Source organism: Acidisphaera sp. L21 (genome assembly GCF_009765685.1).
Lineage (GTDB): Bacteria > Pseudomonadota > Alphaproteobacteria > Acetobacterales > Acetobacteraceae > LMUY01.
The window spans coordinates 74,720-99,285 of sequence record NZ_LMUY01000010.1 but is presented as its reverse complement, the minus strand read 5'-3'; the positions used below and the strand labels follow the sequence as shown (position 1 = coordinate 99,285).

Below are 24,566 nucleotides of genomic sequence, written 5' to 3'. Positions count from 1 at the left end.
AGCGCGCCCTAATTTCACCCCGATCTACGGCTTTTTACGGCGTCTAATGAATCAAAAACCGACTGTCCTGCCGCTATGATGTCCCCCTCGATCGGGCTGCCGGTCATCAACTTCTTCATGGCCGATGTCGGCGGTGGGATGGGTCCGTTCCTGTCCACCTGGCTGTCGGAGGCGGAGAAGTGGCCGCCCGACCAGATCGGGCTGGTGCTGTCCGCCGGGTTGGTGGCCGGGATGCTGATGGCGATCCCGGCCGGCGCGCTGATCGACCGCTTGGGCCGGCCGCGGCTGATGCTGGCCTTCACGTGCCTATTGATCATGGGCGGCACGCTGGCGATGTTCGTCGTGCATGGGCTGTGGCCGATTCTGCTGGCGCAGGTCGTGGTCGCTACCGGCGGCGCGCTGGGTGCCCCGGCACTGACGGCGCTGACGATGGCGACTATCGGAAAAGACGGCTTCCCCCGGCAGCAAGGCATCAACCAGGCCGCAACCCACACCGGCAATGTCGTTGCCGCCGTGCTGATTTGGTCGGCCGCCTTCATCATCGGGGCCAGTTCGTCGATCGCGATCCTGGGCGTCATGGCCACGGGGATGCTGATTGCGCTGGCGTTCTATCCGCGCGACGCGATGGACCATACCAGGATGGCCGGGCGCGAGCGGCGCAAAAAGGGCGACAAGCGCGGCAGCACTCGCGCCCTGCTGCGCAATCACCGGCTGCTGATCGTCATCCTGTCGGTTGGGTTGTTCAATTTCGGCAGTGCCGCCGTGCTGCCGCTCCTTGCCCAGCGCGTATCGCTGGAAGGCAAGCACGATGCGACCCAGTGGCTGGCGGTCCTGGTGGTTGTGGCGCAGGCGGTGATGGTGCCGGTGTCCTGGGCAGCGGGCCGGCTGGCCGACAAGTTCGGCCGGCGCATCCTGCTGATCACCGCCTGCGCCGTGGTGCCCGCGCGCGGCGCGCTGGCGGCGTTGTCGCACAGCCCGTGGGCCCTCGTGGCGATCGAGGTGCTGGATGGCGTGGGCGCCGGCATCATGAGCGTGGCGGGCGCCGCGGCGGTGGCGGACCTGACCTATGGCGGCGGCCGCACCCAGACGGCGATGGGGGCACTGGGAACCATCCAGTCACTGGCTTCCGCCGTGTCCGCGTCGGCGGCCGGGTTCGTGGTGGTGCGCATGGGATGGACCAGCGCATATACGATGCTGGGCGTTGTGCCGCTGGCCGGGATCGCTCTGCTGTGCACCATCCAGTTACGGGACGAAAAGCCTGCTTCAGATGCGCCCAAGGATTCTCAGGGCGAGAAGGCTGCGGCCATCAACGCGCGGGTGTAGGGCTCGCGTGGGGCCGAGAACACCGTGTCGGAATCGCCTTCCTCCACGACTCGGCCGGCGCGCAATACCATCACGCGATGGGCCAGGGCGCGCACCACCGCCAGATCGTGGCTGATGAACAGATAGGCCAGGCCGTGCCGCCGTTGCAGATCACGCAGCAACGCCACGATCTGCGCCTGAACGGAGCGGTCGAGCGCGGAGGTCGGTTCGTCCAGCACCAGCAGACGCGGTTGCAGCACCAGTGCCCGGGCGATGGCGATGCGTTGGCGTTGGCCGCCGCTGAACTCGTGCGGGTAGCGGCGGATGGAATCGGCTGGCAGCCCGACCTCTATCAATGCGGTCGCCACCCGATCGGCGCGGGCCTTGGCGCCCAGCCGCTCGTGCACCATCAGTCCCTCGGCGATGAGCTCGCCCACTGCCATTCGGGGCGACAGGCTGCCATAGGGGTCCTGAAACACGATCTGCATCTGTGCCCGTCGGTGCCGCAGATCGGTCGCGGACAGGGATTGCAGATCCTGCCCGGCGAAGATCACTCGCCCGGCAGCGGGCACCAGCCGCAGCAGCGCCAGCCCCATCGTGGACTTGCCGGACCCGCTCTCCCCGACCAGCCCCAATGTCTCCCCGGCGCGGATGCTGAGCGAGACGTGGTCCAACGCGCGCAGGCTGGCGCTAGACCGGCGCAACAGCCCGCGCTTGGTAGTGAAGTCGACCGAGATGTCGTCGGCTTGCGTCAAGATCGGCGCATCTGGGGCTAGTGGATTCGGCCGGCCCGAGGGTTCGGAGTCGACCAGCATCCGCGTGTAGGGATGAACCGGGTTCGCGAACACCTCGGCGGCCACGCCCTGTTCCACGATGCAGCCGTCCTTCATCACGCAGACGCGGTCGGCATAACGGCGCACCACGCCCAGATCGTGACTGATGAGCAGCAGCGCCAGGCCACGCTTGGCTTTCTGTGCCGCGAGCAGGTCCAGGATCTGCGCCTGGATGGTGACGTCCAGCGCGGTGGTGGGCTCGTCCGCGATCAGTAACGCCGGGTCGTTCGCCAGCGCCATGGCGATCATCACACGTTGCCGCTGGCCGCCCGATAGCTGGTGCGGCAAGGCGTCCAGCCGCTTCGCCGCGTCCGGGAAGCCGCAGGAATCGAGCAGGGCGACGATGGCGGCGCGGGTCGGCTTGCGGCCGTGCAGGGCCATCGCCTCCCCCACCTGGCGGCCGATGCGATGCAGCGGATTCAGGCTGGTCATGGGCTCCTGAAAGATCATCCCGGCCGTGGCGCCGCGCATCGCCCGCAGTTTATCGGGCGGCGCGGTGGTCATGTCGGTGCCATCCAGGACCACCTGACCGGACGGTGCGGCGCCCGGCGGTAGCAACCGCAGCACGGCCAGCGCGGTCAGCGACTTGCCAGAGCCGCTTTCGCCCACCAGCGCCACCGTCTCGCCACGGGCGACGGTGAACGACACATGGTCCACCACCGGCTTTGGGCCGAATTGCACCGTCAGATCGGTGACTGAGAGGATGGTCATCGCAGTTGCTTGCGGGGGTCGAAGGCGTCGCGCACGGCCTCGCCGATGAAGATCAGCAGCACCAGGATCCCGCCCAACACGACGAAGGCGGAAATGCCCAACCACGGCGCCTGCAGGTTGTTCTTGCCCTGGTTCACCAACTCCCCCAGCGACGGCGAACCCGGCGGCAAGCCGAAGCCGAGAAAGTCCAGGCTGGCCAATACCGTCACGCTGCCGGACAGGCTGAACGGCAAGAAGGTCAATGTCGCCACCAGCGCGTTCGGCAGGATGTGGCGCCACATGATCGCGGTGTCGCGCACGCCCAGCGCCCGAGCAGCGCGCACGTAGTCCAGATTGCGGCCGCGCAGGAATTCAGCGCGCACCACGCCCGTCAGCCCCATCCAGGCGAAGGCGAGTTGAAACAGCAGCAGCACCCAAAAAGTCGGCGTGATGATGGAAGCGAGGATGATCAGCAGGAACAGCGTCGGCATGCCCGACCAGATTTCGATGAAGCGCTGGAACAGCAGATCCGTCAGCCCGCCATAGAAGCCCTGCACCGCCCCGGCCATGATCCCCAACACCGACGACACGATGGTGAGCGTGAAGCCGAAAAGCACGGAAATCCGGAAGCCGTAGATCACGCGCGCCAGGACGTCCCGGGCCTGGTCGTCCGTGCCCAGCAGGTTGCGCCACGACGGCGGTGTGGGCGCCGGGGATGGGAGGTTCTTGACGATGGTGTTGTACGAGTACGGGATCGCTGGCCACACCATCCAGCCCTTGTCCTGGATCGCCTTCACCAGGTCCGGATCGGAGTAATCGATGTCGATCGGCAGGAAATCCGGGCCGAACGCGTCCTCGCTATAATCCTGCAGCACGGGCACGAACCAATGGCCGTCGTAGCGGATGAGTAGCGGGCGATCGTTGGCCACGAACTCCGCCCCCGCGCAGACGACGAACAGGATTAGGAAAATCCATAGCGACCACCAGCCCCGGCGGTGCGAGCGGAAGATCGCCATCCGGCGCTGGTTCAGCGGTGTCACGCGACTAGCCCCGGCGCTCGAAATCGATGCGGGGGTCGACCAGGGTGTACATCATGTCGCCGACGATCTGCAGCAGCAACCCGATCAACGTGAACATGTACAGCGTGCCAAACATCACCGGGTAATCCCGCCGGATCGCACTGTCGAAGCCCAGCAGCCCTAAACCGTCCAGCGAAAACACGATCTCCACCAACAAGGCCGAGGAGAATAGGATGCCGATGAAGGCTGCGGGAAAGCCGGCCACGATCAGTAGCATCGCGTTGCGGAACACATGGCCGTACAGCACGCGCTGCTCGCCTGCGCCCTTCGCCCGCGCGGTCAGCACGTATTGCTTGCCGATTTCGTCCAGAAAGCAGTTCTTGGTCAGGATTGTGAGGCTGGCGAATCCGCCAGCCACCAGGGCGATGGTGGGCAGCACCATGTGCCAGGCGTAGTCGGCGATGCGCTGCGACCAGGGCCAGGTGGCGCTACCCTCCGTCGTGAGTCCCCGCAGCGGAAACCAATCAACGAACGAGCCACCGGCAAACAGCACCACCAGCAGGATGGCGAATAGGAAGCCGGGGATGGCGTAGCCCACCAGCACGGCCGCGCTGGTGGCGACGTCGAACCGCGTGCCGTCGCGCACTGCCTTGGCAATGCCGAGCGGGATCGACACCAGGTAGATCAGCAGCGTGGACCACAGGCCGATCGAGACGCTGACCGGCATTTTCTGCAGCACCAGATGCAGCACCGTATCGTCGCGGAAGAAGGAGCGGCCGAAGTCGAAACGCAGGTATGATCCGATCATCTCGAAATACCGGGTCAACGGCGGCTTGTCGAAGCCGAACATCTTCTGCACCTGCGCCACCGTCTGCGGGTCCAGGCCGCGCCGACCGCGATAGCCGCTGCTGGAATCGCTGGGTTGCGTGACTTCGGATCCACCACCGGTCAGACGGCTCAACGTCTGCGTCTGGCCGCGCAATTCCGCCAGCATCTGTTCCACCGGGCCGCCGGGGGCGAATTGGACGACGGCGAAGTTGATGGTGATGATCCCGAATAGCGTCGGGATCACCAACAATAGCCGCCGCAGCAGATAGGCGCCCATCAGTGCCCGCGCGCTGCGTCCGTTGTTTTCGCGAGCGCCGGGTCAACCCACCAGGCTGCAAAGTCCAGCCCGGTGCGGACCGGCTTGTCGGGGTGGCCGAAGCGGTTCCAATAGGCGACGTGGACTTCCCGCAGATACCATTGCGGCACCATGTACCAGCCCCACAGCAACACACGATCCAGCGCGTGTGCCGCCGTCACCATGTCGCCGTGCGTCTTGGCGCCGACGATGCCGTTGACCAACGAATCCACCGCCGGGTCACACACGCCGGACAGGTTCTGCGTGCCCTTCTGCTTGCCGCTATCGCAGTTCCAGAAATCCACCTGCTCGTTGCCGAGCGATTCGCTTTCGCCGACCGAGGCTTCGGCCATGTCGAAATCCACGTCGTCCATCCGCTTCTGGAACTGTGCGGCGTCGACGGTGCGGATGCGTGCGTCGATTCCCAATCGGCCAAGCCACTGCGCGTAGGGCAAACCGACACGTTCGAACGCCGCGTCTGGCAGCAAGATCTCGAAGCTCATCTGCTGCCCAGCGGCGTTGACGAGCTTGCGGTCCTTCACCGTCCATCCGGCGTCCTTCAACAGGTCATAGGCCCGGCGCACGCCTTCGCGGTTGTTACCCGACCCATCGGTCACTGGCAGGGTAAAGGGGGTGCTGAACACCTCCGGCGGCAGCTTGGCGCGGAACGGTTCCAGCAGGGCGAGTTCTGCGCCCTGGAGGACGCCAAACGAGGCGTATTCGCTGTTGCTGAAGTAACTGTTCGTTCGGGTGTATTGGCCGTAAAACAGGTTCTTGTTCATCCACTGGAAGTCGAACAATTCGTTCATCGCCTGCCGCACACGGCGGTCGCTGAACACACCGCGGCGGGTGTTCATGGCGAAGGCCTGCATGCCCGTGGGCAGATGCTGGGGCAGCGATTCTTTCTTCACCAGGCCCTTTTCCAGCGCCGGAAAGTCATACGAGGTGGCCCAATTCTTGGCCGAGTTCTCGGTGCGGAAATCCACCTGCCCGGCCTTGAACGCCTCGAATGCCACGGTCGGGTCGCGGAAGTATTCGTAGCGGAGGGTGTCGAAATTGTTCAGCCCGCGGCCGGTCGGCAGATTTTCCGCCCACCAATTCGCCACCCGCTTATAGGTGATGGAACTGCCCATCGAAATCGCGCTGACGGTGTAGGGGCCGCTGCCCACCGGTGCGTCGCTCAGCGGGGCGGAGAAATCGCGGCCCTTCCACCAATGCTCCGGCAGGACGGGAAGCTGGCCCAGAATCATAGGCAGTTCGTGGTTCTGGTCGGTCTTGAAGTGGAACGTGACGGTGCGCTCCGCCGTTGCCTGCACGTCGGACACGTCGGCCCAGTAACTGCGATAGAATGGTCGCCCCTTCTCCCGCAGCGTATCGAAGGACCACACCACATCCGATGCCAGCACGGGCGTGCCGTCGCTGAACTTGGCCTCCGGCCGCAATACGAAGGTGACGGATTTATGGTCCGCCGCTACATCCACCGATTGCGCCAGGTGCGCGTACATGGCGGACGGCTCGTCCACGTTATCCGCCAGCAGCGTGTCCCACACCCGCATGATGCTGCCCGCCGGGCTGCCGCGGATGACGAACGGGTTGAGGCTGTCGAAACTGCCGATCGCGGCCAGCGCCACTACGCCGCCCTTCGGTGCATCCGGGTTGGCGTCCGGGAAATGGCTGAAATCGGCGGGTAGTTGCGGCTTTCCTAGCAGGGACAGGCCATAGGTCGGCTCCGCCAACGCAGGCGTGGCGAACAGGGCAGCGGCGGCGAGCCAGGCAGCCAGTCTCATAGTGCGTCCTTCAGGGCGAGGAGGGCGGGTTGCAGCAACGCCGGGTCACCCAGGGCGAGCACGGTGCCATCGCCATCGGGGCGTAGCGGCATGCCGTTCCAGTCGGTGATACTGCCGCCAGCGCCGGAGATCACGGGCACCAGGGCGGCCCAGTCCCAGATCTTCAGCGTCGCCTCCGCCACGATGTCGAGCTGGCCCAGCGCCAGCAAGCCGTAGGCGTAGCAGTCGCCGCCCCAGGATACCCGGCGCACGTGGCGGGACAGTTGGTTCCAGCGCGGCTGCTCCGTCGTCGTGAAGATGGCGGGGGAGGTGCAGCTCAACTCCGCCTCCGCCAAGCTGGCGCACGGGCGGCAGCCGGCGCGGCCGTAGGACCCGCGGAACTCGGTGGGGCGGCCGGCCACGCCGATCCAGCGCTCCCCGGTGATACATTGATCGATGACGCCCAGTATCGGCGTGTCGCCATCCAGCAGCGCCACCAGCGTGCCGAATTGCGGGCGCCCGGTGATGAAGGCGCGCGTGCCGTCGATCGGGTCCAGCACCCAGCGGAACCGGGCGCCTGGCCGATCCTCTCCGGCCTCCTCACCCAACACGGCGTGGTCCGGGAAGCGTTCGGCGAGCAGGGCCCGCATCACCGCCTCCGCCTGCTGGTCCGCCAGGGTGACGGGGCTTTCGTCGCCCTTCATCTCCGCGGCGATGCCGGCGCGGAACCACGGGCGGATGGCGGCCCCGGCCACGTCCGCCGCCGCCGTTGCCGCGGCGAGGGCGAGATCGAGGTCTATCTGGACGACCGGGGCTGCGGGGTGGACTGGCCGTTCGCCATCGGGCAACTCCGTTGCGTTCAGCGCGGTTTGCGCGCCATAGGCTCCATACCTAAGCTGGACAGCCCCGTTTGCAAACCTGTCCCTCAGACCCTCGAGTGTCGCCGTTGAACCCCATCATCATCATTCCCGCGCGCATGGCTTCCACCCGGCTGCCCGGCAAGCCGCTGGCCGATATCGTTGGCCTGCCCATGATCGTGCACGTGATGCACCGTGCGCAGGAGGCGGGGATCGGCCCCGTCGCGGTTGCCTGCGCCGACCCCGAAATCGCCGAGGCGGTGCGCAAGGCCGGCGGTACCGCCGTCATGACCGACCCGTCGCTGCCCTCCGGCTCCGACCGGGTGCATGCGGCGTTGGGCGAATTGGACCCGCAGGCCCGGCATGACGTGGTGGTGAACGTGCAGGGCGACACGCCGACACTGGACCCAGCGGCCCTGCGCGCCGTGATCGGTCCGCTCGCGGATCCGTCGATCGACATCGCGACCCTGGTCGCCCCCATCGAGTCGGAGGAGGAGGCGGCCAACCCCTCCTTCGTGAAGGCCGCCTGCGTGTTCGAGCGGGGGCGCGCCGTGTCGCAGGCGCTCTATTTCTCCCGCGCCCGCGTGCCCTCCGGCGACGGGCCGCTATGGCACCACATCGGCATCTACGCATTCCGCCGCACCGCGCTGGCCCGATTCGTGGCGTTACCCGAAAGCCCGCTGGAGCGGCGGGAAAGCCTGGAGCAACTCCGCGCGCTGGAGGCTGGAATGCGGATCGCTTGCACGCGGGTGGAACACGGCCCGTTCGGGGTCGACACGCCCGCCGATCTGGCCCGCGCCCGGGCGCTAATGGCATGACCGTCTCGTTCCAGGGCCGCCCCGGCGCCTATTCCGACCTCGCTTGCCGGGCGGCGCTGCCGGGCCGCACCACCCTGCCCTGCGACACGTTCGAACAGGCGATCGATGCGGTGCGCAACGGCATCGCCGAACTGGCTATGCTGCCGTGCGAGAACAGCCTGGCCGGCCGGGTGCCGGACATCCACTCCCTGCTGCCGGGCAGCGGCCTGCACATCGTGGGCGAACATTTCCAGCGCGTGGAGCACTGCCTGCTGGGCGTGCCCGGCGCCACCATCGGCGACATCAAGCGCGTCCACTCCCATGCCGTGGCGCTCGGCCAGGTGCGCAAGATCGTGCGCGAACTGGGCGTGCAGGCGGTGATCGAGGCGGACACTGCCGGGGCGGCGCAGATGATCGCAGCGCGCGGCACGAAGGAGGACGCGGCGATCGCGTCCTCACTGGCGGCGGAGATGTATGGGCTGACCATCCTGCGCGCCAATGTGGAGGATTCGCGGGACAATACGACCCGGTTCTACATCACCTCGCGCGATGCCGGGCCGCATACGCCAGATGCACCCAACACGTTGACGACGTTCATCTTTCACGTCCGCAACGTGCCAGCCGCGCTGTATAAATCCCTGGGTGGGTTTGCCACCAACGGCGTGAACATGACGAAGCTGGAAAGCTACATGCTTGCCGGCGAGTTCACCGCCACACAGTTCCTGTGCGACGTGGAGGGCCATCCGGACCACCCGAACGTGGCGCGCGCGTTGGAGGAACTGGCCTTCTTCTCGAAGGAGCTACGCATCCTGGGGGTCTATCCCGGTGCCGTGCGGCGGCTGCAACGCAAAACTGTCGAGGATGACTAATCGCATTACGCGCCGGAATGACCTATATGTTGCGGGCTGCCCACCTGCCTGAGGCCGCTATCATGCCCGACACCCAAGTCCCGACCCGGTGGCAACCGAACCGCTCCCCGGAAGTACCGCCCTGGCCCGTCCCGCCGCTGCTGGTGGCCATGGGGCGCGGTGCGCGTGGTTTGTGCCCGGCCTGCGGCAAAACGCACGCCTTCATCGGCTATCTGCGCGTGGTGCCGGAATGCGCCGTGTGCGGAGCGCCGCTGGGCGAGGTTCGCGCCGATGACGCGCCGCCATATTTCACCGTGTTCATCGTCGCGCACGTGGTGATTACAGCGATGTTCCTGGTCTACCAGGCCTACGACCCGCCCTATTGGGTGCAAGCCGCCATCTGGCTGCCGACCACCGTGGTGATGTCGATGGGGCTGCTAAGGCCGATCAAGGGTGCCACGCTCGGTCTGATGCTGAAACTCGGCCTGATGAAGCCCGCTGGCGAGTGATCGGGGCCGACGCGTGAGCGGAGCCGACATAGCAGCCTGCGACCGGATCGACAGCGTCGTGCTGGATGGGGAGGCGCTGACACGCTTGTCACCAATCCAGGAGGCCGACCGCGTTCAGGCCACCAACGACTTGGCGGCCGAGAACCGATTTGCCCTGGCACATCATCCTGGCCCTTACGTCCTGCATCTGTCGGTGCAGGAAGGACGATTGGTGTTCGACGTCCGCGATCTGGCGGACACGCCGCTGCATTCCATCGCCCTGGCCATGGGCCCGTTCCGCGGCCTGGTGAAGGACTACCAGATGCTGGTCGACAGCCACGTCATGGCGATGGAAGAGGGCCGCGCCGATCGCATCCAGGCCATCGACATGGGTCGCCGCGGGCTGCACAACGAAGGCGCCACCCTGATGGTCGAGCGGCTGGACGGCAAGGTGACCATCGATTTCGAAACTGCACGCCGCCTATTCACTCTGGTGTGCGTTCTCCACCAGCGTATCTGAGAGGCTTTCGTGAAGATCGACGGCACACCCTATCGCTCCGTCTGGCTGGAGCCGTCCGATGGATGGTCGGTCCGGATCATCGACCAGACCAAACTGCCTTGGTCGCTGGACTTTCTGCGGCTGACCACCCTGTCGGAGGCGGCGCACGCCATCCGCACCATGCAGATCCGTGGCGCACCGCTAATCGGCGCGGTCGCGGCGTATGGTTTGGCCCTGGCGATCCGCAACGATTGCTCTACCGACGCGATGGAACGTGCGGCCGAGACGCTGAATGCGACCCGGCCGACCGCCGTCAACCTGCGCTGGGCCACCAACCGCATGCTGACCCGGCTGCGGAATACCGGCTTCGCGGACCGCCAGCGCGTTGCCTACGAGGAGGCCGGGTTGATCGCGGAGGAAGACGTTGCGCAGAACCACGCCATCGGCGAGCACGGCGTGGGCTTGATCCGCGAGGTGCATGAACGTACCGGCCGCCCAGCCCGGGTGCTGACGCATTGCAACGCCGGCTGGCTGGCCACGGTCGATTGGGGCACCGCGCTGGCGCCGATCTACATGGCGCATGAGCAACACATCCCAGTCGAGGTCTGGGTCGACGAGACCCGGCCACGCAACCAGGGCGCCTTCCTCACCGCCTGGGAATTGGGGCGGCACGGTGTGAAGCACACGGTGATCGCCGACAACGCCGGCGGCCATCTGATGCAGCACGGCAACGTAGACCTGGTGATCGTCGGCACCGATCGCGTCACCCGGACAGGGGACGTCGCCAACAAGATCGGCACCTACCTGAAGGCCTTGGCGGCGAAAGATAACGACGTGCCGTTCTGGGTCGCCTGCCCTTCCTCCACCATCGACTGGACCGTCTCGGACGGCTTGGCCGAGATCGAGATCGAGGAGCGGGACGCCGCCGAGGTCACCACCGTGACCGGCCGCGGCCTGGACGGCAAGGTGGCCACCGTGCGCACTGCCCCCACGGGTAGCCCCGCTGCCAACCCGGCCTTCGATGTCACGCCTGCCCGGCTGGTCACAGGCATCGTGACCGAGCGCGGGCGTTGCGACGCTAGTGCCGCAGGCCTCGCCTCCCTCTTTCCCGAACAAGTCTGAGTCCCGCATTGATGATGCTTCGTCTGGTCCCGGCCCTGGTGGCCGCAAGTCTCCTTGCCGCCTGCTCCGCCACCCCGCCCAAGTCGGCGTTGGTCACCTCCCCCTCCGTGCCGCAGGTACCCGCGGCCGGGTTCGGGCAGGTGCCCCCGTTTTCCCGCCTCAACTACGCCCCGTTCGGACGCGCGGACGCGGTGGCGATCGCGCTGCGGGAATGGCGCTTGTGGGGCTCGCCGGTGGATGACGCCTCGCCGGAAGGGCGGCCGCCGACTCCACTAGCGGACAAGCCCGAGCGGTTTCCTGGCATGTGGCAGCGCGTCGGCGAATATTGGTGGGAAAGCCAAGATAGCGGCTCCGTCACCGCATACTGGACCGGCGAGCATGACGGCAATGGAACGGTGTTCACCCACGACGCCAACTACCCGTGGTCGGCCGCCTTCATTTCGTACATCATGCGTATCGCGGGCGCTGGGGAGCGGTTTCCCTATGGCGCCGCCCACGCTGTCTACATCAACGCCGCTAAGGAGCAGGCGAATGCCGGCGGCGCCGGGTCGGGCGTGGTGGTGGCAGAACGGCCGGAAGCGTATGCGCCGCAACAGGGCGATCTGATCTGCCTGGGCCGTGGCGGCAGCCGGGCGCTGACCTATGACGATCTGCCGACCACATCCTTCCCCGGGCATTGCGACATCGTCGTCGCCGTGTCGCCCGGCCAGTTAACGGTGATCGGCGGCAACGTGGACGACAGCGTCACCGAAAAGCATATTCCCACCACGCCGACCGGCATGATCTCCGACCCGGCGACCGGCGTCGTGGATACGCGCTACCCGTGGTTCGTGGTGCTACGGGTGCTGTACGACCAATAGCGCCGGGGTCAGTTCTGCTTCCATGGCAGTTCGTCGGCTTGCCAGCCGGCGACTTCACCGCGGATGCCTTGGCCGTTCGGAGGTCCCTCGAAGCCGTCGGCGATGTTGTAGACGTGCGGAAAACCCGCCGCCTGGGCTGCATGCGCCGCCGCCAGCGAGCGAACGCCGCTGCGGCATAGAAAATAGATATGGTCTTCCGGCGTGAGCCCCGCTGATTTCAGATCGTCCACGAACCCGGCGTTCACCTGCATGGTCGGCGCGACCTGCCAGGAAATCAGCGTCGGCGTCTTGCCGGCCCCGTCCAGATCGGGCACGCCAATCTGCGCCCATTCCATATCGGTGCGCACATCCACCAACTTGGCGTGGGCATCGCTGACCAGCGCCTCCCACACCTGTTTCGGCGCGACGTTGTCCACCATGTTCCTCACTCCTCGGATTGGCGCGGAAGGTGCCCTAGCATGACGCAAAGCACAAATGAGGCACCGCATTTCACCAGCGGGATGGAGGCGTCGATCGGCAACACCCCGCTGATCCTGCTACGCCGCGCGTCGGAGGCGACAGGCTGCACCATCCTGGGCAAGGCGGAGTTCATGAATCCCGGCGGCTCGGTGAAGGACCGCGCCGCCTTGGCCATCATCACCGATGCAGAGGCCCGCGGCGTATTGACGCCGGGCGGCACCATCGTAGAGGGCACGGCGGGGAATACCGGCATCGGGCTGACCCTGGTGGCGAACGCCCGCGGCTATCGCAGCGTCATCGTGATGCCGGACACGCAGAGCCGGGAGAAGATCGACTTCCTGCGCATGATCGGTGCCGATTTGCGCCTGGTGCCAGCAAAACCCTATTCCGACCCCGGTAACTACGTTCGCTATTCCGAGCGGCTGGCGCAGGATTTGGGCGCAGTCTGGGCAAACCAATTCGATAACGTCGCCAACCGCGAGGGCCATCGCACCACCACGGGGCCGGAAATCTGGCAGCAGACCGGCGGCAAGGTGGATGCGTTCACATGCTCCTGCGGGTCGGGCGGCACGCTGGCCGGGGTGGCGCTGGCGCTGAAGGCGGAGCGGCCGGATGTGCGGATCGTGCTGGCCGACCCCGATGGCAGCGCACTGTATGACTGGGTGAAAACAGGCGAACTGAAATCCGCCGGCAGTTCGGTGACCGAAGGGATCGGCCAGGGCCGGGTCACCGCAAACCTGAAGGACATGCCGATCGACGACGCCGTCCGCATCCCGGATCCCGAAGCATTGGAGCAGGTGTTCGACCTGCTGCAGCACGAAGGGCTGTCGATCGGAGGCTCGGCCGGACTGAACGTGGCCGCAGCGATCCGGGTGGCCCGGGCGATGGGCCCGGGGCACACCGTCGTCACCATTCTGTGCGATGGCGGCGCGCGGTATCAATCCAAGCTGTTCAACCCGGAGTTCCTACGCAGCAAAGAACTGCCAGTCCCCGCCTGGCTAGCCTAGGCCGCCAGGTCGGTTCCCGCCCGGGAACGCGCCGACTTGGAGCGCTTGCGCCGCAGCATAGCCACCATTCGCCGCCAGCCCGCGCTCTGCTGCTGCCACCAGGTGCCGGTGTGCAGCGCTTCCTCGCCAGATGGGTCGCCGGTGCGGACGTATTCGCGACCGAAATCGGCGGTGCGGAACACGATGTCCCAGACCGGCAGGATCGCGCCGTAGTTGCAGCTCTGTTGCCCGGCAGCGAGCACGCCGTGATGCGCACGATGGAAACGCGGGGAGATCAACACGCGATTCCCTGCGCGGCCGAAGGACACCCGGGCGTTGGCATGGCTGAGGCTTTCCAGGAAGCGCAGCACCAGGATCAGCAGCGGGAATTGGAGCGGCGGGATGCCGATGAGCAACGCGATCGCGGCGGACCACAGGAACGAGATCACCTCGTCGATCACGTGATTGCGGTCATCGGACCAGAACGTCATCTGCCGCTGGGCATGATGCAGAGAGTGCAGCGCCCACCACCAGCCGAACATATGGCTCAGCCGATGACGCCAATACTCGCCGAAATCCAAGATGATCGCGTACAGCACGAAGGTGAGGATCTGATGGCCAAGCAAGCCGGGGATCAGCAGTTCCAGCGTGGGCGGAACGATGCCGTGGTCGGTCAACGTGCCGGTTAGCCACACCTGCACCTGGTAGAACAGCACGAAGGTCACGAGCGGCAGCACGCCGATACGGTTGATGAGGGTGTAGACCACATCGATGGTGACCGCCTTCGCGTCGGGCCAGGTTTCCACCGGGCGCCACCGCTCGAGCGGTAGGCAGATCGCCAGGGTGATGAACACTTGGGCCACGCCGTAGACGGCGAACAGCGCCCAGCCGTAGCCCACATCCTCCCACTGCATCATGTCCAGCTGGTACAGCAGCGGGATGACAAAGTGTTCCTGCAGCCAACCCGCCGCAGTGTCGAACGGGTCCACTATTTCGCACTCACCCGCGTCGGTGCAGGTTGGTTCGGATGGGTGTTCAGCCAAATGCCGTGCGGCGAGCGACCTGTCTCGATCGTGGTGAACTGGCCGGTCGCCGGGTCCAGCAATGCCACGGTGTGCGCCCAGCGGCGGGTGACCCAGATCTTTCCGTCGGGCGCGAAATCCATGTCATCGGGGCCGCCGGACATCGCGATGCGGCCGCGGACGGCCAGCGTCTTCGGGTCCAGGACGGAGATACTGCCATCGACCCGATTGCACACATACAGCGTGTGAGAATCCGGGGAGATGAACAGGTTATGGGCGCCCTTGGCGGTGACGATCTTACGTTCCACCGCGCCATTGGCCGGGTTCACCACGGCGACGTAGTCGGCACCCATGATCCCGACCAGGATCTTGCCATCCAGCCACAGCACGCCCGCGGGGCTTTTGCCGATCTTGGTGTTCCACAGCACCGCGCCGGTGTGAACGTCAATCGCCATCAATGCGTCGGTTCCCTGCAGGCTGACATAGGTCACCGAGGAATCGGGCGAGAAATTGATATGGCTCGGCATCGAGGACGCGGGAATCCGGTGCGCCAATGTCAGGGTCGCGGCGTCATAGATGTCAATCTGATTGCGGGCCAGACCGGCCACCACCATCCACTTGCTGTCCGGGCTATACTGCAGCTGATACGGGTCGCTGATGGTCGCCCGGCGCTGCACGTCCCCGGTCACGGGGTCCAGGAAGAACACGGCATTCCCAGCGGTGTCGCCAATCAGTAGCGACTTGCCATCCGGCGTCAGCGCCATGTGGTGCGGCTCGCGCAGGACGGGGATGCGCTTGACCTCCTCCTTGGTGTCCATGTCGATCATGCTCACCGAGGCCTCGGCGGAGTTGATGACGAACGCCAGCGGACGCGCAGCCGCAAGACCGGGCAGCAGGCCGCCGGACACCAGAGACAGGGCGAGAAGGAGTTTCTTCATGTTCTATCCATGACTTCCGCCGGGTTCCTATCACGGAACTTTCGCCGGGTGGGAATGATTCCACGCCAGATATGAGCGCGCCAGGCCCGAACGAAACCCTTGCATTCCACAGGCAGAAAAGTTCAGTCTGCTATCGCAACGGGGGAGGCATGGATGAACACCGCCCTGATCGTTCTGGTGCTGCTTTCGGTGGCGATCGTGCTGCTTGGCACGAAGCTGGCGGTCGTGTTCGGCCTGGTCGTGGCTTGCGCGACGTTCTCATTTCCGCTGGGGCTGATTGCCTTGGTGGCTGCCGGGGTCGCGTTGCTGTTCTTGCTGGCGCCCCAGCACGAGGTGGAATAGCCGAGCTGGTCTACAGATTGCCGCCGGGCAACGCCCGCTGAACCCGGCTGCCGGCGCCGTGCACGATGGAATCCGGGGCTTTGCCGCGACCCTGGGTCGCCCACGAGACGACGCTGCCGCGCCCGTCGATCCTGATGCGTGCGCCGGGCCGCATAAGTGCCTGCACCGTGATCAAATCGCCCGTTACGGACAGGGATTTACAGCTGCCGCTGATGATGTAGGCGCTGCGATTACCGGTGACGATCGCGTCCCGCCCGGCGCAATCCACCATCCGATGGGTATCGTCGCCGGTTAACTCCAGCGCGCCCAACGGTTTGGCCGCAGCCGAAGCCGGCGGGACGGACGGCGGCGCGGGCTTTGGCGGCGCCGCGGAGATGGGGTTCGGTGCTGGCGGCGGTGGCGGTGGCACTGCGGCGTGGGTTTCGCCGTCGGCGATGACCTCGTTGTTGGGGCCGAATGTCTCGATCACCGGGCCGCTGCCTGCGCTGCTGTAGTGCAGACGGTTGTCGCCGCCCTCCACCCGGATGCTGCCGCCGGCGACGATCGCCAGGCGGACCGTGTTGGCCAACCCCTTGACCAGCAGGGAGCCACAGGGTCCGGTGAGTGTGACGGTGTTGTGGTTGCCCTCCAGCCGCACAGCCTGGCGAGTGCAGGTTCCGGTCAAGGTTTGCGCCTCTGCCTGGAATAGTAGGTCGGCGGCGTGCGCCGCGGCGGGGACTGCCCCCATCAACACGCCGATGAAGGCACCATAGCGCCAGCCAAGCCGTCCCATGCCGATTGCCCGATCCGCCATCCTGCGCCGACTCTACTGCCTGGACATGAAGTGGGAAAGAATCCGTTAGGGTGGCGTTGGCGTACGCCGGGCCAGGTTGCGGGCTCGGGTTCGCCGTAGCAAGGCTGCGAACCGCCCGGCGCGGGGCGCCCGCCGCCGGGCGCGCGCCACAGCAGCGCGTCGGAACTCGCCGATCGCATCATGGATTGCCCGGAACGCCCGCACCCGCAGCAGGGCCGGCCGGCACGCCGTGTAAATCCACAACGCGGTCGCCCCGGCGAACAGCTTCGACCCGGCGTAGACTGCCAGCGCCCGCCAGCCATCGCCCTGCAGCAGCAGCCAAGCCGACACCAGCGTGCCGCAGCGGCTGCACAATTCGGGCACCAGAAACAATGGCAGCGCCGCCGCTGCGGGCAACGCCGCAACCCACCGACGCAAGGGAGCCAACAGGCGCCATGCTGCAATACGGTGGCCCGCGGCGCGGCCTAACGGCCAGACGACATCCTGGACCAGCACAACCAGGATTGCGGCTGGAACCATCACCATGGTGGCCGCGCGAAAGCGACGCATAGCTGTTACAATGACCCAAATGATGGCGCCACACCACTCGCTGTCAGAACGAAACTGTCCCTCAAGCGTTGGAGTCCCATGTCGTCAACAAATTCCACCCCCGACGCCGCCGTATCAACCGGCCGGCGCATCCTCGTCGTCGAAGATGAGTTCCTGATCCGCCTGACACTCTCGGAAGTCCTCGCCGATGAGGGATACGAGGTTCTTGAGGCCGAGTCGGGGGATGAGGCAATCGCCATACTGGACACAAGCCCTGACGTTGCGGTGCTGCTCACCGACATTCAGTTGCCAGGTGCCCTAGATGGCCGCGCCCTGGTGCGCCGAGCGCGCGAAACCCGGCCGATGCTGCCGGTGATCTTCATGTCCGGCAGGCCCGACGATAGCGAGCCGAATGCGACCGGAGCCAAGGAGATGAACATCTCCAAGCCGTATCTTCCATCGGAGATCTGCGCTGCGGTGCGGAAGATGCTCGCCGACTAGAGTGGCCGACTAGAAGTCCAGATCGGCGTAGTGCGCCGGCGGGATCACGCCGGGCACGCGATCCGCCAGGATCGGGCGGAAGGACGGGCGGGACTTCATGCGGGCATACCATTCGCGCGCCGCGGGCACCCCCGCCCAATCGACGTCGCCGCAAAAATCCAACGTCGCCAGGTGGCCAGCGGCTGCCAAATCTGCCAGCGACAGGGCATTGCCAGCCAGCCATTTCCGCGTTTCGGCGAGGTAGCCGATGTAGCTCAGATGGCTCTTGAGGTTGATGAAGCCGACGCGGAGCGCGCTTGCATCCGGATGGCCGGTGCCGGACAGGCGCTTGATGATCTTTTCGCCATACAGGTAGCGCGTGACTTCTTGGGAGAATTTGCCGTCTAGCCACGCCACCAGCCGCCGCACCTCTACCCGCTCGGCCAGCGTATGGCCCAGCAGCGGAGTGTCAGGGTAGGCTTCCTCCAGATACTCGCAGATGACTGACGAATCCGGGATCGCCAGGCCATTTTCCTCGACCAGGGTCGGGACGGAGCCGGAGGGGTTCAGTTCCAGATATTCGGGTCGTCGCTCCCACGGCTTTTCGACCCGCATTTCGAAGCCGAGACGCTTTTCCGCCAGCGCGAGGCGCACTTTGCGGGAATAGGGCGATAGTGGGAGATGGTAGAGTAGGCGCATGACGTGCCGTTATGACACTCGCGCCGTGTCGCGCCAATCCACACTTCGCGTCATGTTTTGGGATCTCGGGGGCGCCCGAACCATTTCGGGCGCCGCCGATATTAAATAATTAGGCGCGTTTTTCCACCACCGAGGCGTCCAGCGCCACCGGAAGGTATTGGGCGTACCCCTTCGGCACCACCTGCCACATGCGGGCGATCGTATTTTCCCAATCATGCAGCAGCCCGGCGGCATAGCGGCTGTTGGTTTCGCGCACATGCGCCTCTACCAGGCCGCGGACCACGCCCTCCCAATGCGGGTGGGCGATGCGCTGCCAGGTGAGGCTTTCCGGGTTCACACGCTTATCGAACATGTCGTCCGTATCCAGGATGAACGCCATGCCACCGGTGAACCCGGCGCCGAAATTGTCACCAACCGCGCCAAGCACCACGACGACGCCACCCGTCATGTACTCGCAGCAATTCGAGCCGCAGCCCTCGATCACCGCCATGGCTCCAGAGTTGCGGACCGCGAACCGCTCCCCCGCCTGCCCGGCCGCATATAGATTGCCGGCCGTGGCGCCATACAACACCGTATTGCCAATGATGGTGTTGTTCTGGCTGATCAGCGTGGAGGACGGCGCCGGCCGCACCGCGATGGTGGCGCCGGACAGGCCCTTGCCCACGTAGTCGTTGGCGTCGCCCAGCACTTCCAGCTTCAGGCCCTGAACCGCGAAGGCACCCAGCGACTGGCCGGCCGAGCCACGTAGCCGCACGGTGATGTGGCCGGGTTGCAGCGTGGCCATGCCGTATTGCTTGGTGATGCGGTGGGAAAGCTTGGTCCCGATCGCGCGATGCGTGTTGCGGACGTTGTATTGCAACTGCATCTTCTCGCCCCGCTCGAACAGCGGCGCCGCGTCGGCGATCATCTGCGCGTCCAACGTCTCCGGCACCTCGTTGCGGCCCTCGGTGCAATACCGCTCGTGGCCGCCCGGGTCCGCCTGCACCAGCAGGGGGTTCAGGTCGAGGTCGTCCAGCCACTCCGCACCACGGCTGACCTGGCGCAGGTATTCGGTGCGCCCGATGACGTCGCGCAGGCGGCGCACGCCCAAGCTGGCCAGGATGTTGCGCACCTCCTCCGCCACGAAGGAGAACAGGTTGATCACCTTCTCCGGCGTACCCTCGAACTTGGCGCGCATCGCCGGGTCCTGGGAGCAGACGCCGACGGGGCAGGTGTTGCTGTGGCACTGGCGGACCATGATGCAGCCCATGGCGACCAGGCTGGCGGTGCCGATGCCGAATTCCTCGGCGCCCAGCATGGCCGCGATCACCACGTCGCGCCCCGTCTTGATGCCGCCATCGGTGCGCAGCTTCACCCGGTGGCGCAGCCGGTTCAGCATCAGCACCTGGTGCGCCTCGGTCAGCCCCATTTCCCAGGGCGCGCCGACATACTTCACGCTTGTCTGCGGCGCCGCACCCGTGCCGCCGGAATGGCCGGAGATCAGGATCGCGTCCGCCTTCGCCTTTGCCACGCCGGCCGCAATCGTGCCGATGCCGGAACGCGCCACCAGCTTCACGCAGACCGTCGCATTGGGGTTGATCTGCTTCAGGTCGTAGATGAGCTGGGCCAGATCCTCGATCGAGTAGATGTCGTGGTGTGGCGGCGGGCTGATCAGCGTCACACCCGGCGTCGAATGCCGCAGTTTGGCGATCAGTTCGGTCACCTTGAAGCCGGGCAACTGGCCGCCCTCGCCGGGCTTGGCGCCCTGGGCGACCTTGATCTCGATCTCGGTGCAGGCGTTCAGATATTCCGCGGTGACGCCGAAGCGGCCGGAGGACACCTGCTTGATGGCGGAATTGGCGTTGTCGCCATTGGCGCGGGGCTTGTAGCGCTCCGCATCCTCACCGCCCTCGCCGCTGTCGGAACGGGCACCGATGCGGTTCATCGCGATCGCCAGCGTCTCATGCGCCTCCGGGCTCAGCGCGCCCAGGGAGATACCGGGCGCGATAAGATGCTTGCGGATCTCGGTGATGCTTTCCACGTCCTCCACCGGAATGGCCTTGTGGCCTTCGGTGAAGTCCAGCAGGTCGCGCAAGGCCACCGGGGGCTGGCGACGTACCGCCTCGCTGTAGCGCATGTAGGTCTGGAAACTGTCATTGGCGACGGCGGTCTGCAGCGTGTGAATGAGCGTGCCGTCGAAGGCATGTGCCTCCCCCTTGCGCCGCATCTTGTAGATGCCACCCACCGGCAGTGTCACCGCGTCCTCCCCCCAGGCCGTGTTGTGCAGCGCCAGGACGGACCGGGCGATGCCGGGCATGCCGATGCCGCTGATGCGGGACTGCATGCCGGGGAAGAACTCCGCCACCAACGCCCGCGACAGGCCGATCGCCTCAAAGTTATAGCCGCCGCGATAGGACGACACGACGGAGATGCCCATCTTGGACATGACCTTCAGCAGCCCCTTATCGACCGCCTTCTTGTAGTGCTTCACCGCCTCGTCCATCGAGATGGCGCCGAACAGGCCCCGGCGATGGCGGTCGGCGATGCTTTCCTGGGCAAGATAGGCGTTGATCGTGGTCGCACCGACGCCGATCAGCACTGCGAAGGAATGCACGTCGATACACTCGGCAGCGCGCACGTTCAGGCTGGTAAAGGTGCGCAGGGACGAGCGGACCAGGTGGGTATGGATCGCCGCAGTCGCCAGGATCATCGGGATAGCGGCCCGGTCGGCGCCCTGATGCTCGTCCGTGGCGATGATGTGGGTGCAGCCAGCGCGCACCCCCTCCTCCGCCTCCCGCCGGATCCGCTCCAACCCGGCGCGCAGGTCGATCGCGCCGTCCGCCACGGCCACCGTGCAGTCGATGACGCAGGCGTTCTTGCCCATGAAGTCGCGCATGGCTGCGAACTCGGCATTGGACAGCACCGGGCTTTCCAACTGCAGCAGGTCGCACTGCTCGCTCGCCTCGTCCAGCACGTTGCCAAGGTTGCCCAGCCGCGTCTTCAGCGACATCACCCGCGCCTCGCGCAAACTGTCGATCGGCGGGTTGGTCACCTGGCTGAACGCCTGGCGGAAATAGTGGTGCAGGCCGCGATACTTCTCCGACAGCACGGCCAGCGGCGTGTCGTCACCCATCGAGCCCACGGCTTCAGCCGAATCCTCCACCATCGGGTGCAGGATCAGCTCCAGCTCCTCCAGCGTCAGCCCGACGGCGAGTTGGCGACGGCGCAGGATGTCGCCCGCAAACATCGTCGGCTCGGGTGCATGGGATTTGACGATCTGGTCGATCTCGGTGATCCGCTTGATCCAGGCGCCGTAATCCTGGCGGCTGGACAGCATGTCCTTCACCTCCTCGTCGGAGAAGAATTGGCCGCTATCCAGGTCGACCGCGATGGACTGGCCTGGACCGACGCGACCCTTAGCGCGAATGTCCCGCTCGTCGAATTGCACCATCCCGGCCTCGGACCCGACGACAAGCAGCCCGGTATGCGTAAGGCTGTAACGCAGCGGGCGCAGGCCATTGCGGTCCAACCCGGCGACCATCCAGCGACCGTCGGTGGCGGCCACGGCTGCCGGGCCGTCCCACGGCTCCATCACCGCGTTGCAGTAGAGGAACATCTCCTTGTGCGACTGCTTCATCGTCGCGTCGACACTGATGGAGGCGGGGATCAGCAGCGCCTTGGCCATCGGCGCATCGCGCCCGGCGCGCACCAGCAGTTCGAACGCGCTGTCCAGCGCGGCGGTGTCGCTGCTGCCGGCCTGGATGACAGGCTTGATGTCCTCGATATACGGGTCCAGCGAGGCTTCGGACAGCCGGGTCTCGTGGCTCTTCATCCAGTTGATGTTGCCGCTGATCGTGTTGATCTCACCGTTATGCGCCAGCATGCGGAACGGCTGCGCCAGCCGCCAGGTGGGGAAGGTGTTGGTGGAATAGCGCTGGTGATAGATCGCGAACCGGCTGACGAACCGCTCATCCAGCAGGTCTGGATAGAAGTCGGTCAGGTTCTCCGCCAGGAACATGCCCTTGTAGATAATCGACCGGCAGGACAGGGAGCAGATGTACAGCTCGCTGATCTGCGCCGCGATCGCCTGCTTCTCGATCCGGCGGCGGATGACGTATAGGTCCCGCTCGAACAGCGCGTCATCGGCGCCGGTGCCGTTGCGGACCATGATCTGCTCGATCTCGGGCCGGGTGGCGTTGGCCTTCTCACCGATGCAGGCGACGTCGATCGGCACCTGGCGCCAGCCATGGATGGTGTGGCCGAAATTCAGGATCTCGGTTTCGACGATCTGGCGGCAACGCTCCTGCGCGGCCAGGTCGGTCTTGGGCAGGAAGACCTGGCCGACGGCGATGCGCCGGTCCGGCAGGGCGGCGCCACCGCTCTTGATGACGGCGGCGAAGAAATCCTGCGGGATCTCGATGTGGATGCCGGCGCCGTCGCCGGTCTTGCCGTCCGCATCCACGGCGCCGCGGTGCCAGACGGCACGTAGCGCATCGATGCCGGCCTGCACCACGTCGCGCCGGGCGCGGCCATCCAGGGCCGCGACCAGGCCGACGCCGCAATTGGCGTGCTCGTCTTCCGGTCGATAGGTCTCGTGCAGCAGGGCGGCGTTGGCGTTCCAATCGGCGATATGGTCCATCCTAAGGCTCCCCACTTATTCCGCAGCGACGGCCAGCGCCGCCTGCTGCATGTAGTCGTGCATCTTGGCAGCGGCGTCGCGGCCATCCTTGATCGCCCACACCACAAGGCTCGCGCCACGCACGATGTCGCCGGCGGCGAACACGCCGGGCAGGTTGGTCATCTGCGTGCGGTGATCGACCGCCAGCGTTCCCCAGCGACTGACTTCCAGATCCGGCACGCCCCATAGAAGCGGCAATTCCTCCGGATCGAAGCCCAGCGCCTTGATGACCAGATCCGCCTCGACCGTGAAGCGTTCACCCGACGGCTCGACCGATTGGCGCCCGGATGCGTCCGGCATCCCCAGCCGCATCCGCTGCACGCGCACGCCGGTGACCGTGTCGTCGCCCAGGAACGCCTCGGGCGCAGAGAGCCATACGAACTCGACCCCCTCCTCCTGCGCATTCTTCACCTCGCGGGTGGAGCCTGGCATGTTGGCCTGGTCGCGCCGATAGAGGCACTTGACGGAGGCGGCACCCTGCCGGACGGCGGTCCGCACGCAATCCATCGCCGTGTCACCCCCGCCGATCACCACCACGTGCTTGCCGGCGGCATTCATCGCACCGCTGTTATAGTCGGGCACGCTGTCGCCGAGGCCCTGACGATTGGACGTGGTGAGGTAATCCAGCGCCTTCACGATCCCGCCCAGCCCGGCGCCGGGGCCGCCGATGTCACGCGAGTTATAGACGCCGGTGGCGATCAGGATCGTGTCGTGCCGGGCGCGCAATTCGTTCCAGGCGATCCCCTCGCCCACCCCGACGCCGAGGTGGAATTTGATGCCGCCTGCTTCCAGCAGCTTCCAGCGGCGGATGACGATCTCCTTCTCCAGCTTGAAACCGGGGATGCCGTAGATCATCAGGCCGCCGACGCGGTCGTAGCGGTCGTAGACATGCACCTCGTAGCCCTTGGCGCGCAGCATCTCGGCCGCGGCCAGGCCGCCCGGCCCGGCGCCGATGATGCCGACGGATTGCGGCCGCTCATGCTTCGGGCGAAGCGGCTTGACCCAGCCATTGGCAAAGGCGGTGTCGGTGATGTGGCGCTCCACGGCGCCGATCGTGACGCTCTCGAAGCCCTTCTCGATCACGCAGTTGCCCTCACACAGCCGGTCCTGCGGGCAGATGCGGCCGCAAATCTCCGGAAAGTTGTTGGTGGCGGAGCTAACCTCGTATGCCTCCTCCAACCGCCCCTCGGCCGTCAGCTTCAGCCAGTCTGGGATGTTGTTGGAGAGCGGGCAGTGGATCGAGCAGAACGGAATGCCACACTGGCTGCACCGGCTGGCCTGCGCGCTGGCGGCCGCCGGGTCGAAGCGACGATAGATCTCGGCGAAATCCTCCCGACGCTCCGGCGCGGCACGCTTCTCGGGCGTCTGCTGTGGCAGGCGGACGAATTGCAGCATGCGGTCGGCCATAGCGTCGGTTCCCTCCGGGGCTTCGACGCATATACGGCCACAATTTAGCCA

General features: G+C 66.0%; 23 protein-coding genes. 10 read left to right on the top strand and 13 right to left on the bottom strand.

Features of this window, described 5'->3' with window-relative positions; translation table 11 throughout:
• Positions 1-75 precede the first annotated feature (75 nt).
• Positions 76-1,323, top strand: a complete 1,248-nt coding sequence (locus tag GSQ76_RS02765) for an MFS transporter (RefSeq protein ID WP_158742382.1) — start codon at positions 76-78, stop codon at positions 1,321-1,323.
• Here GSQ76_RS02765 and GSQ76_RS02760 read toward each other — a convergent pair.
• From GSQ76_RS02760 to GSQ76_RS02740, 5 genes are read right to left on the bottom strand one after another with little or no spacing between them, the layout of a single operon-like run.
• Complete coding sequence (locus tag GSQ76_RS02760; protein ID WP_158742381.1) at positions 1,284-2,846, bottom strand: ABC transporter ATP-binding protein; 1,563 nt, start codon at positions 2,844-2,846, stop codon at positions 1,284-1,286. The two genes, GSQ76_RS02765 and GSQ76_RS02760, sit on opposite strands and share 40 nt — an antisense overlap.
• Positions 2,843-3,865: an ABC transporter permease gene (locus GSQ76_RS02755; protein WP_158742380.1), complete on the bottom strand. Its 1,023-nt coding sequence runs from the start codon at positions 3,863-3,865 to the stop codon at positions 2,843-2,845. The genes GSQ76_RS02760 and GSQ76_RS02755 overlap by 4 nt, the downstream gene beginning before the upstream one ends.
• A gap of 4 nt (positions 3,866-3,869) precedes the next feature.
• Positions 3,870-4,949: a microcin C ABC transporter permease YejB gene (locus GSQ76_RS02750; RefSeq protein WP_158742379.1), complete on the bottom strand. Its 1,080-nt coding sequence runs from the start codon at positions 4,947-4,949 to the stop codon at positions 3,870-3,872.
• Positions 4,949-6,754 (bottom strand): extracellular solute-binding protein, encoded by a 1,806-nt coding sequence (locus GSQ76_RS02745; protein ID WP_158742378.1) that lies wholly within the window; start codon positions 6,752-6,754, stop codon positions 4,949-4,951. The genes GSQ76_RS02750 and GSQ76_RS02745 overlap by 1 nt, the downstream gene beginning before the upstream one ends.
• Positions 6,751-7,581 (bottom strand): inositol monophosphatase family protein, encoded by an 831-nt coding sequence (locus tag GSQ76_RS02740; RefSeq protein WP_408836157.1) that lies wholly within the window; start codon positions 7,579-7,581, stop codon positions 6,751-6,753. The genes GSQ76_RS02745 and GSQ76_RS02740 overlap by 4 nt, the downstream gene beginning before the upstream one ends.
• A gap of 98 nt (positions 7,582-7,679) precedes the next feature.
• Here GSQ76_RS02740 and GSQ76_RS02735 point away from each other — a divergent pair, with 98 nt between their 5' ends.
• The 6 genes from GSQ76_RS02735 to GSQ76_RS02710 all read left to right on the top strand — a co-directional run bounded on the left by GSQ76_RS02735 (position 7,680) and on the right by GSQ76_RS02710 (position 12,204).
• Positions 7,680-8,408, top strand: a complete 729-nt coding sequence (locus GSQ76_RS02735; RefSeq protein ID WP_158742377.1) for a 3-deoxy-manno-octulosonate cytidylyltransferase — start codon at positions 7,680-7,682, stop codon at positions 8,406-8,408.
• Entirely contained in the window at positions 8,405-9,256 is an 852-nt protein-coding gene (locus GSQ76_RS02730; RefSeq protein WP_158742376.1) for a prephenate dehydratase, read from the top strand. Before GSQ76_RS02735 ends, GSQ76_RS02730 begins: the two co-directional genes overlap by 4 nt.
• A gap of 62 nt (positions 9,257-9,318) precedes the next feature.
• Positions 9,319-9,744 carry a DUF983 domain-containing protein gene (locus tag GSQ76_RS02725; RefSeq protein ID WP_254070205.1) on the top strand — a complete coding sequence of 142 codons (426 nt, stop codon included), beginning with the start codon at positions 9,319-9,321 and terminating at the stop codon, positions 9,742-9,744.
• A 13-nt stretch (positions 9,745-9,757) separates the two neighbouring features.
• Positions 9,758-10,243, top strand: a complete 486-nt coding sequence (locus GSQ76_RS02720) for a UPF0262 family protein (RefSeq protein ID WP_158742375.1) — start codon at positions 9,758-9,760, stop codon at positions 10,241-10,243.
• A 9-nt stretch (positions 10,244-10,252) separates the two neighbouring features.
• Entirely contained in the window at positions 10,253-11,344 is a 1,092-nt protein-coding gene (gene mtnA, locus GSQ76_RS02715) for an S-methyl-5-thioribose-1-phosphate isomerase (RefSeq protein ID WP_158742374.1), read from the top strand.
• Positions 11,345-11,355: 11 nt separating this feature from the next.
• Positions 11,356-12,204 carry a DUF2272 domain-containing protein gene (locus GSQ76_RS02710; protein ID WP_158742373.1) on the top strand — a complete coding sequence of 283 codons (849 nt, stop codon included), beginning with the start codon at positions 11,356-11,358 and terminating at the stop codon, positions 12,202-12,204.
• An 8-nt stretch (positions 12,205-12,212) separates the two neighbouring features.
• Here GSQ76_RS02710 and GSQ76_RS02705 read toward each other — a convergent pair whose 3' ends face one another.
• Positions 12,213-12,623, bottom strand: coding sequence for a rhodanese-like domain-containing protein (locus GSQ76_RS02705; protein WP_158742372.1), 411 nt, complete (start codon positions 12,621-12,623; stop codon positions 12,213-12,215).
• 39 nt (positions 12,624-12,662) lie between these two features.
• Here GSQ76_RS02705 and GSQ76_RS02700 point away from each other — a divergent pair, with 39 nt between their 5' ends.
• Positions 12,663-13,670: a cysteine synthase A gene (locus GSQ76_RS02700; RefSeq protein ID WP_158742371.1), complete on the top strand. Its 1,008-nt coding sequence runs from the start codon at positions 12,663-12,665 to the stop codon at positions 13,668-13,670.
• On the opposite strand, the gene GSQ76_RS02695 is transcribed toward GSQ76_RS02700, so the two are convergent.
• Both GSQ76_RS02695 and GSQ76_RS02690 read right to left on the bottom strand, forming a co-directional pair.
• Positions 13,667-14,638, bottom strand: a complete 972-nt coding sequence (locus GSQ76_RS02695) for a sterol desaturase family protein (RefSeq protein ID WP_335904877.1) — start codon at positions 14,636-14,638, stop codon at positions 13,667-13,669. The genes GSQ76_RS02700 and GSQ76_RS02695 overlap by 4 nt on opposite strands.
• Positions 14,638-15,609: a PQQ-binding-like beta-propeller repeat protein gene (locus tag GSQ76_RS02690; protein WP_158742370.1), complete on the bottom strand. Its 972-nt coding sequence runs from the start codon at positions 15,607-15,609 to the stop codon at positions 14,638-14,640. The genes GSQ76_RS02695 and GSQ76_RS02690 overlap by 1 nt, the downstream gene beginning before the upstream one ends.
• Positions 15,610-15,762: 153 nt before the next feature.
• On the opposite strand from GSQ76_RS02690, the gene GSQ76_RS02685 reads away from it, so the two are divergent.
• On the top strand, positions 15,763-15,951 hold the full coding sequence (locus GSQ76_RS02685; RefSeq protein ID WP_158742369.1) for a hypothetical protein: 189 nt from the start codon (positions 15,763-15,765) through the stop codon (positions 15,949-15,951).
• Between the two features lie 10 nt (positions 15,952-15,961).
• On the opposite strand, the gene GSQ76_RS02680 is transcribed toward GSQ76_RS02685, so the two are convergent.
• Both GSQ76_RS02680 and GSQ76_RS02675 read right to left on the bottom strand, forming a co-directional pair.
• Positions 15,962-16,744: a DUF3060 domain-containing protein gene (locus tag GSQ76_RS02680; protein ID WP_158742368.1), complete on the bottom strand. Its 783-nt coding sequence runs from the start codon at positions 16,742-16,744 to the stop codon at positions 15,962-15,964.
• Positions 16,745-16,789: 45 nt separating this feature from the next.
• Positions 16,790-17,293, bottom strand: a complete 504-nt coding sequence (locus GSQ76_RS02675) for a hypothetical protein (protein WP_158742367.1) — start codon at positions 17,291-17,293, stop codon at positions 16,790-16,792.
• Positions 17,294-17,371: 78 nt separating this feature from the next.
• Between GSQ76_RS02675 and GSQ76_RS02670 the strand changes: the two genes are divergently transcribed.
• A complete protein-coding gene (locus GSQ76_RS02670; protein WP_158742366.1) occupies positions 17,372-17,773 on the top strand; it encodes a response regulator in 402 nt (133 codons plus the stop codon).
• A 9-nt stretch (positions 17,774-17,782) separates the two neighbouring features.
• Here the strand turns inward: GSQ76_RS02670 and GSQ76_RS02665 are convergent, their stop codons facing one another.
• From GSQ76_RS02665 to GSQ76_RS02655, 3 genes are all read right to left on the bottom strand, one after another.
• Positions 17,783-18,451, bottom strand: coding sequence for a glutathione S-transferase family protein (locus GSQ76_RS02665; protein ID WP_158742365.1), 669 nt, complete (start codon positions 18,449-18,451; stop codon positions 17,783-17,785).
• Positions 18,452-18,560: 109 nt separating this feature from the next.
• Entirely contained in the window at positions 18,561-23,069 is a 4,509-nt protein-coding gene (gltB, locus tag GSQ76_RS02660) for a glutamate synthase large subunit (RefSeq protein WP_158742364.1), read from the bottom strand.
• A gap of 15 nt (positions 23,070-23,084) precedes the next feature.
• Positions 23,085-24,515, bottom strand: coding sequence for an NAD(P)-dependent oxidoreductase (locus tag GSQ76_RS02655; RefSeq protein WP_158742363.1), 1,431 nt, complete (start codon positions 24,513-24,515; stop codon positions 23,085-23,087).
• Positions 24,516-24,566: the final 51 nt, after the last annotated feature.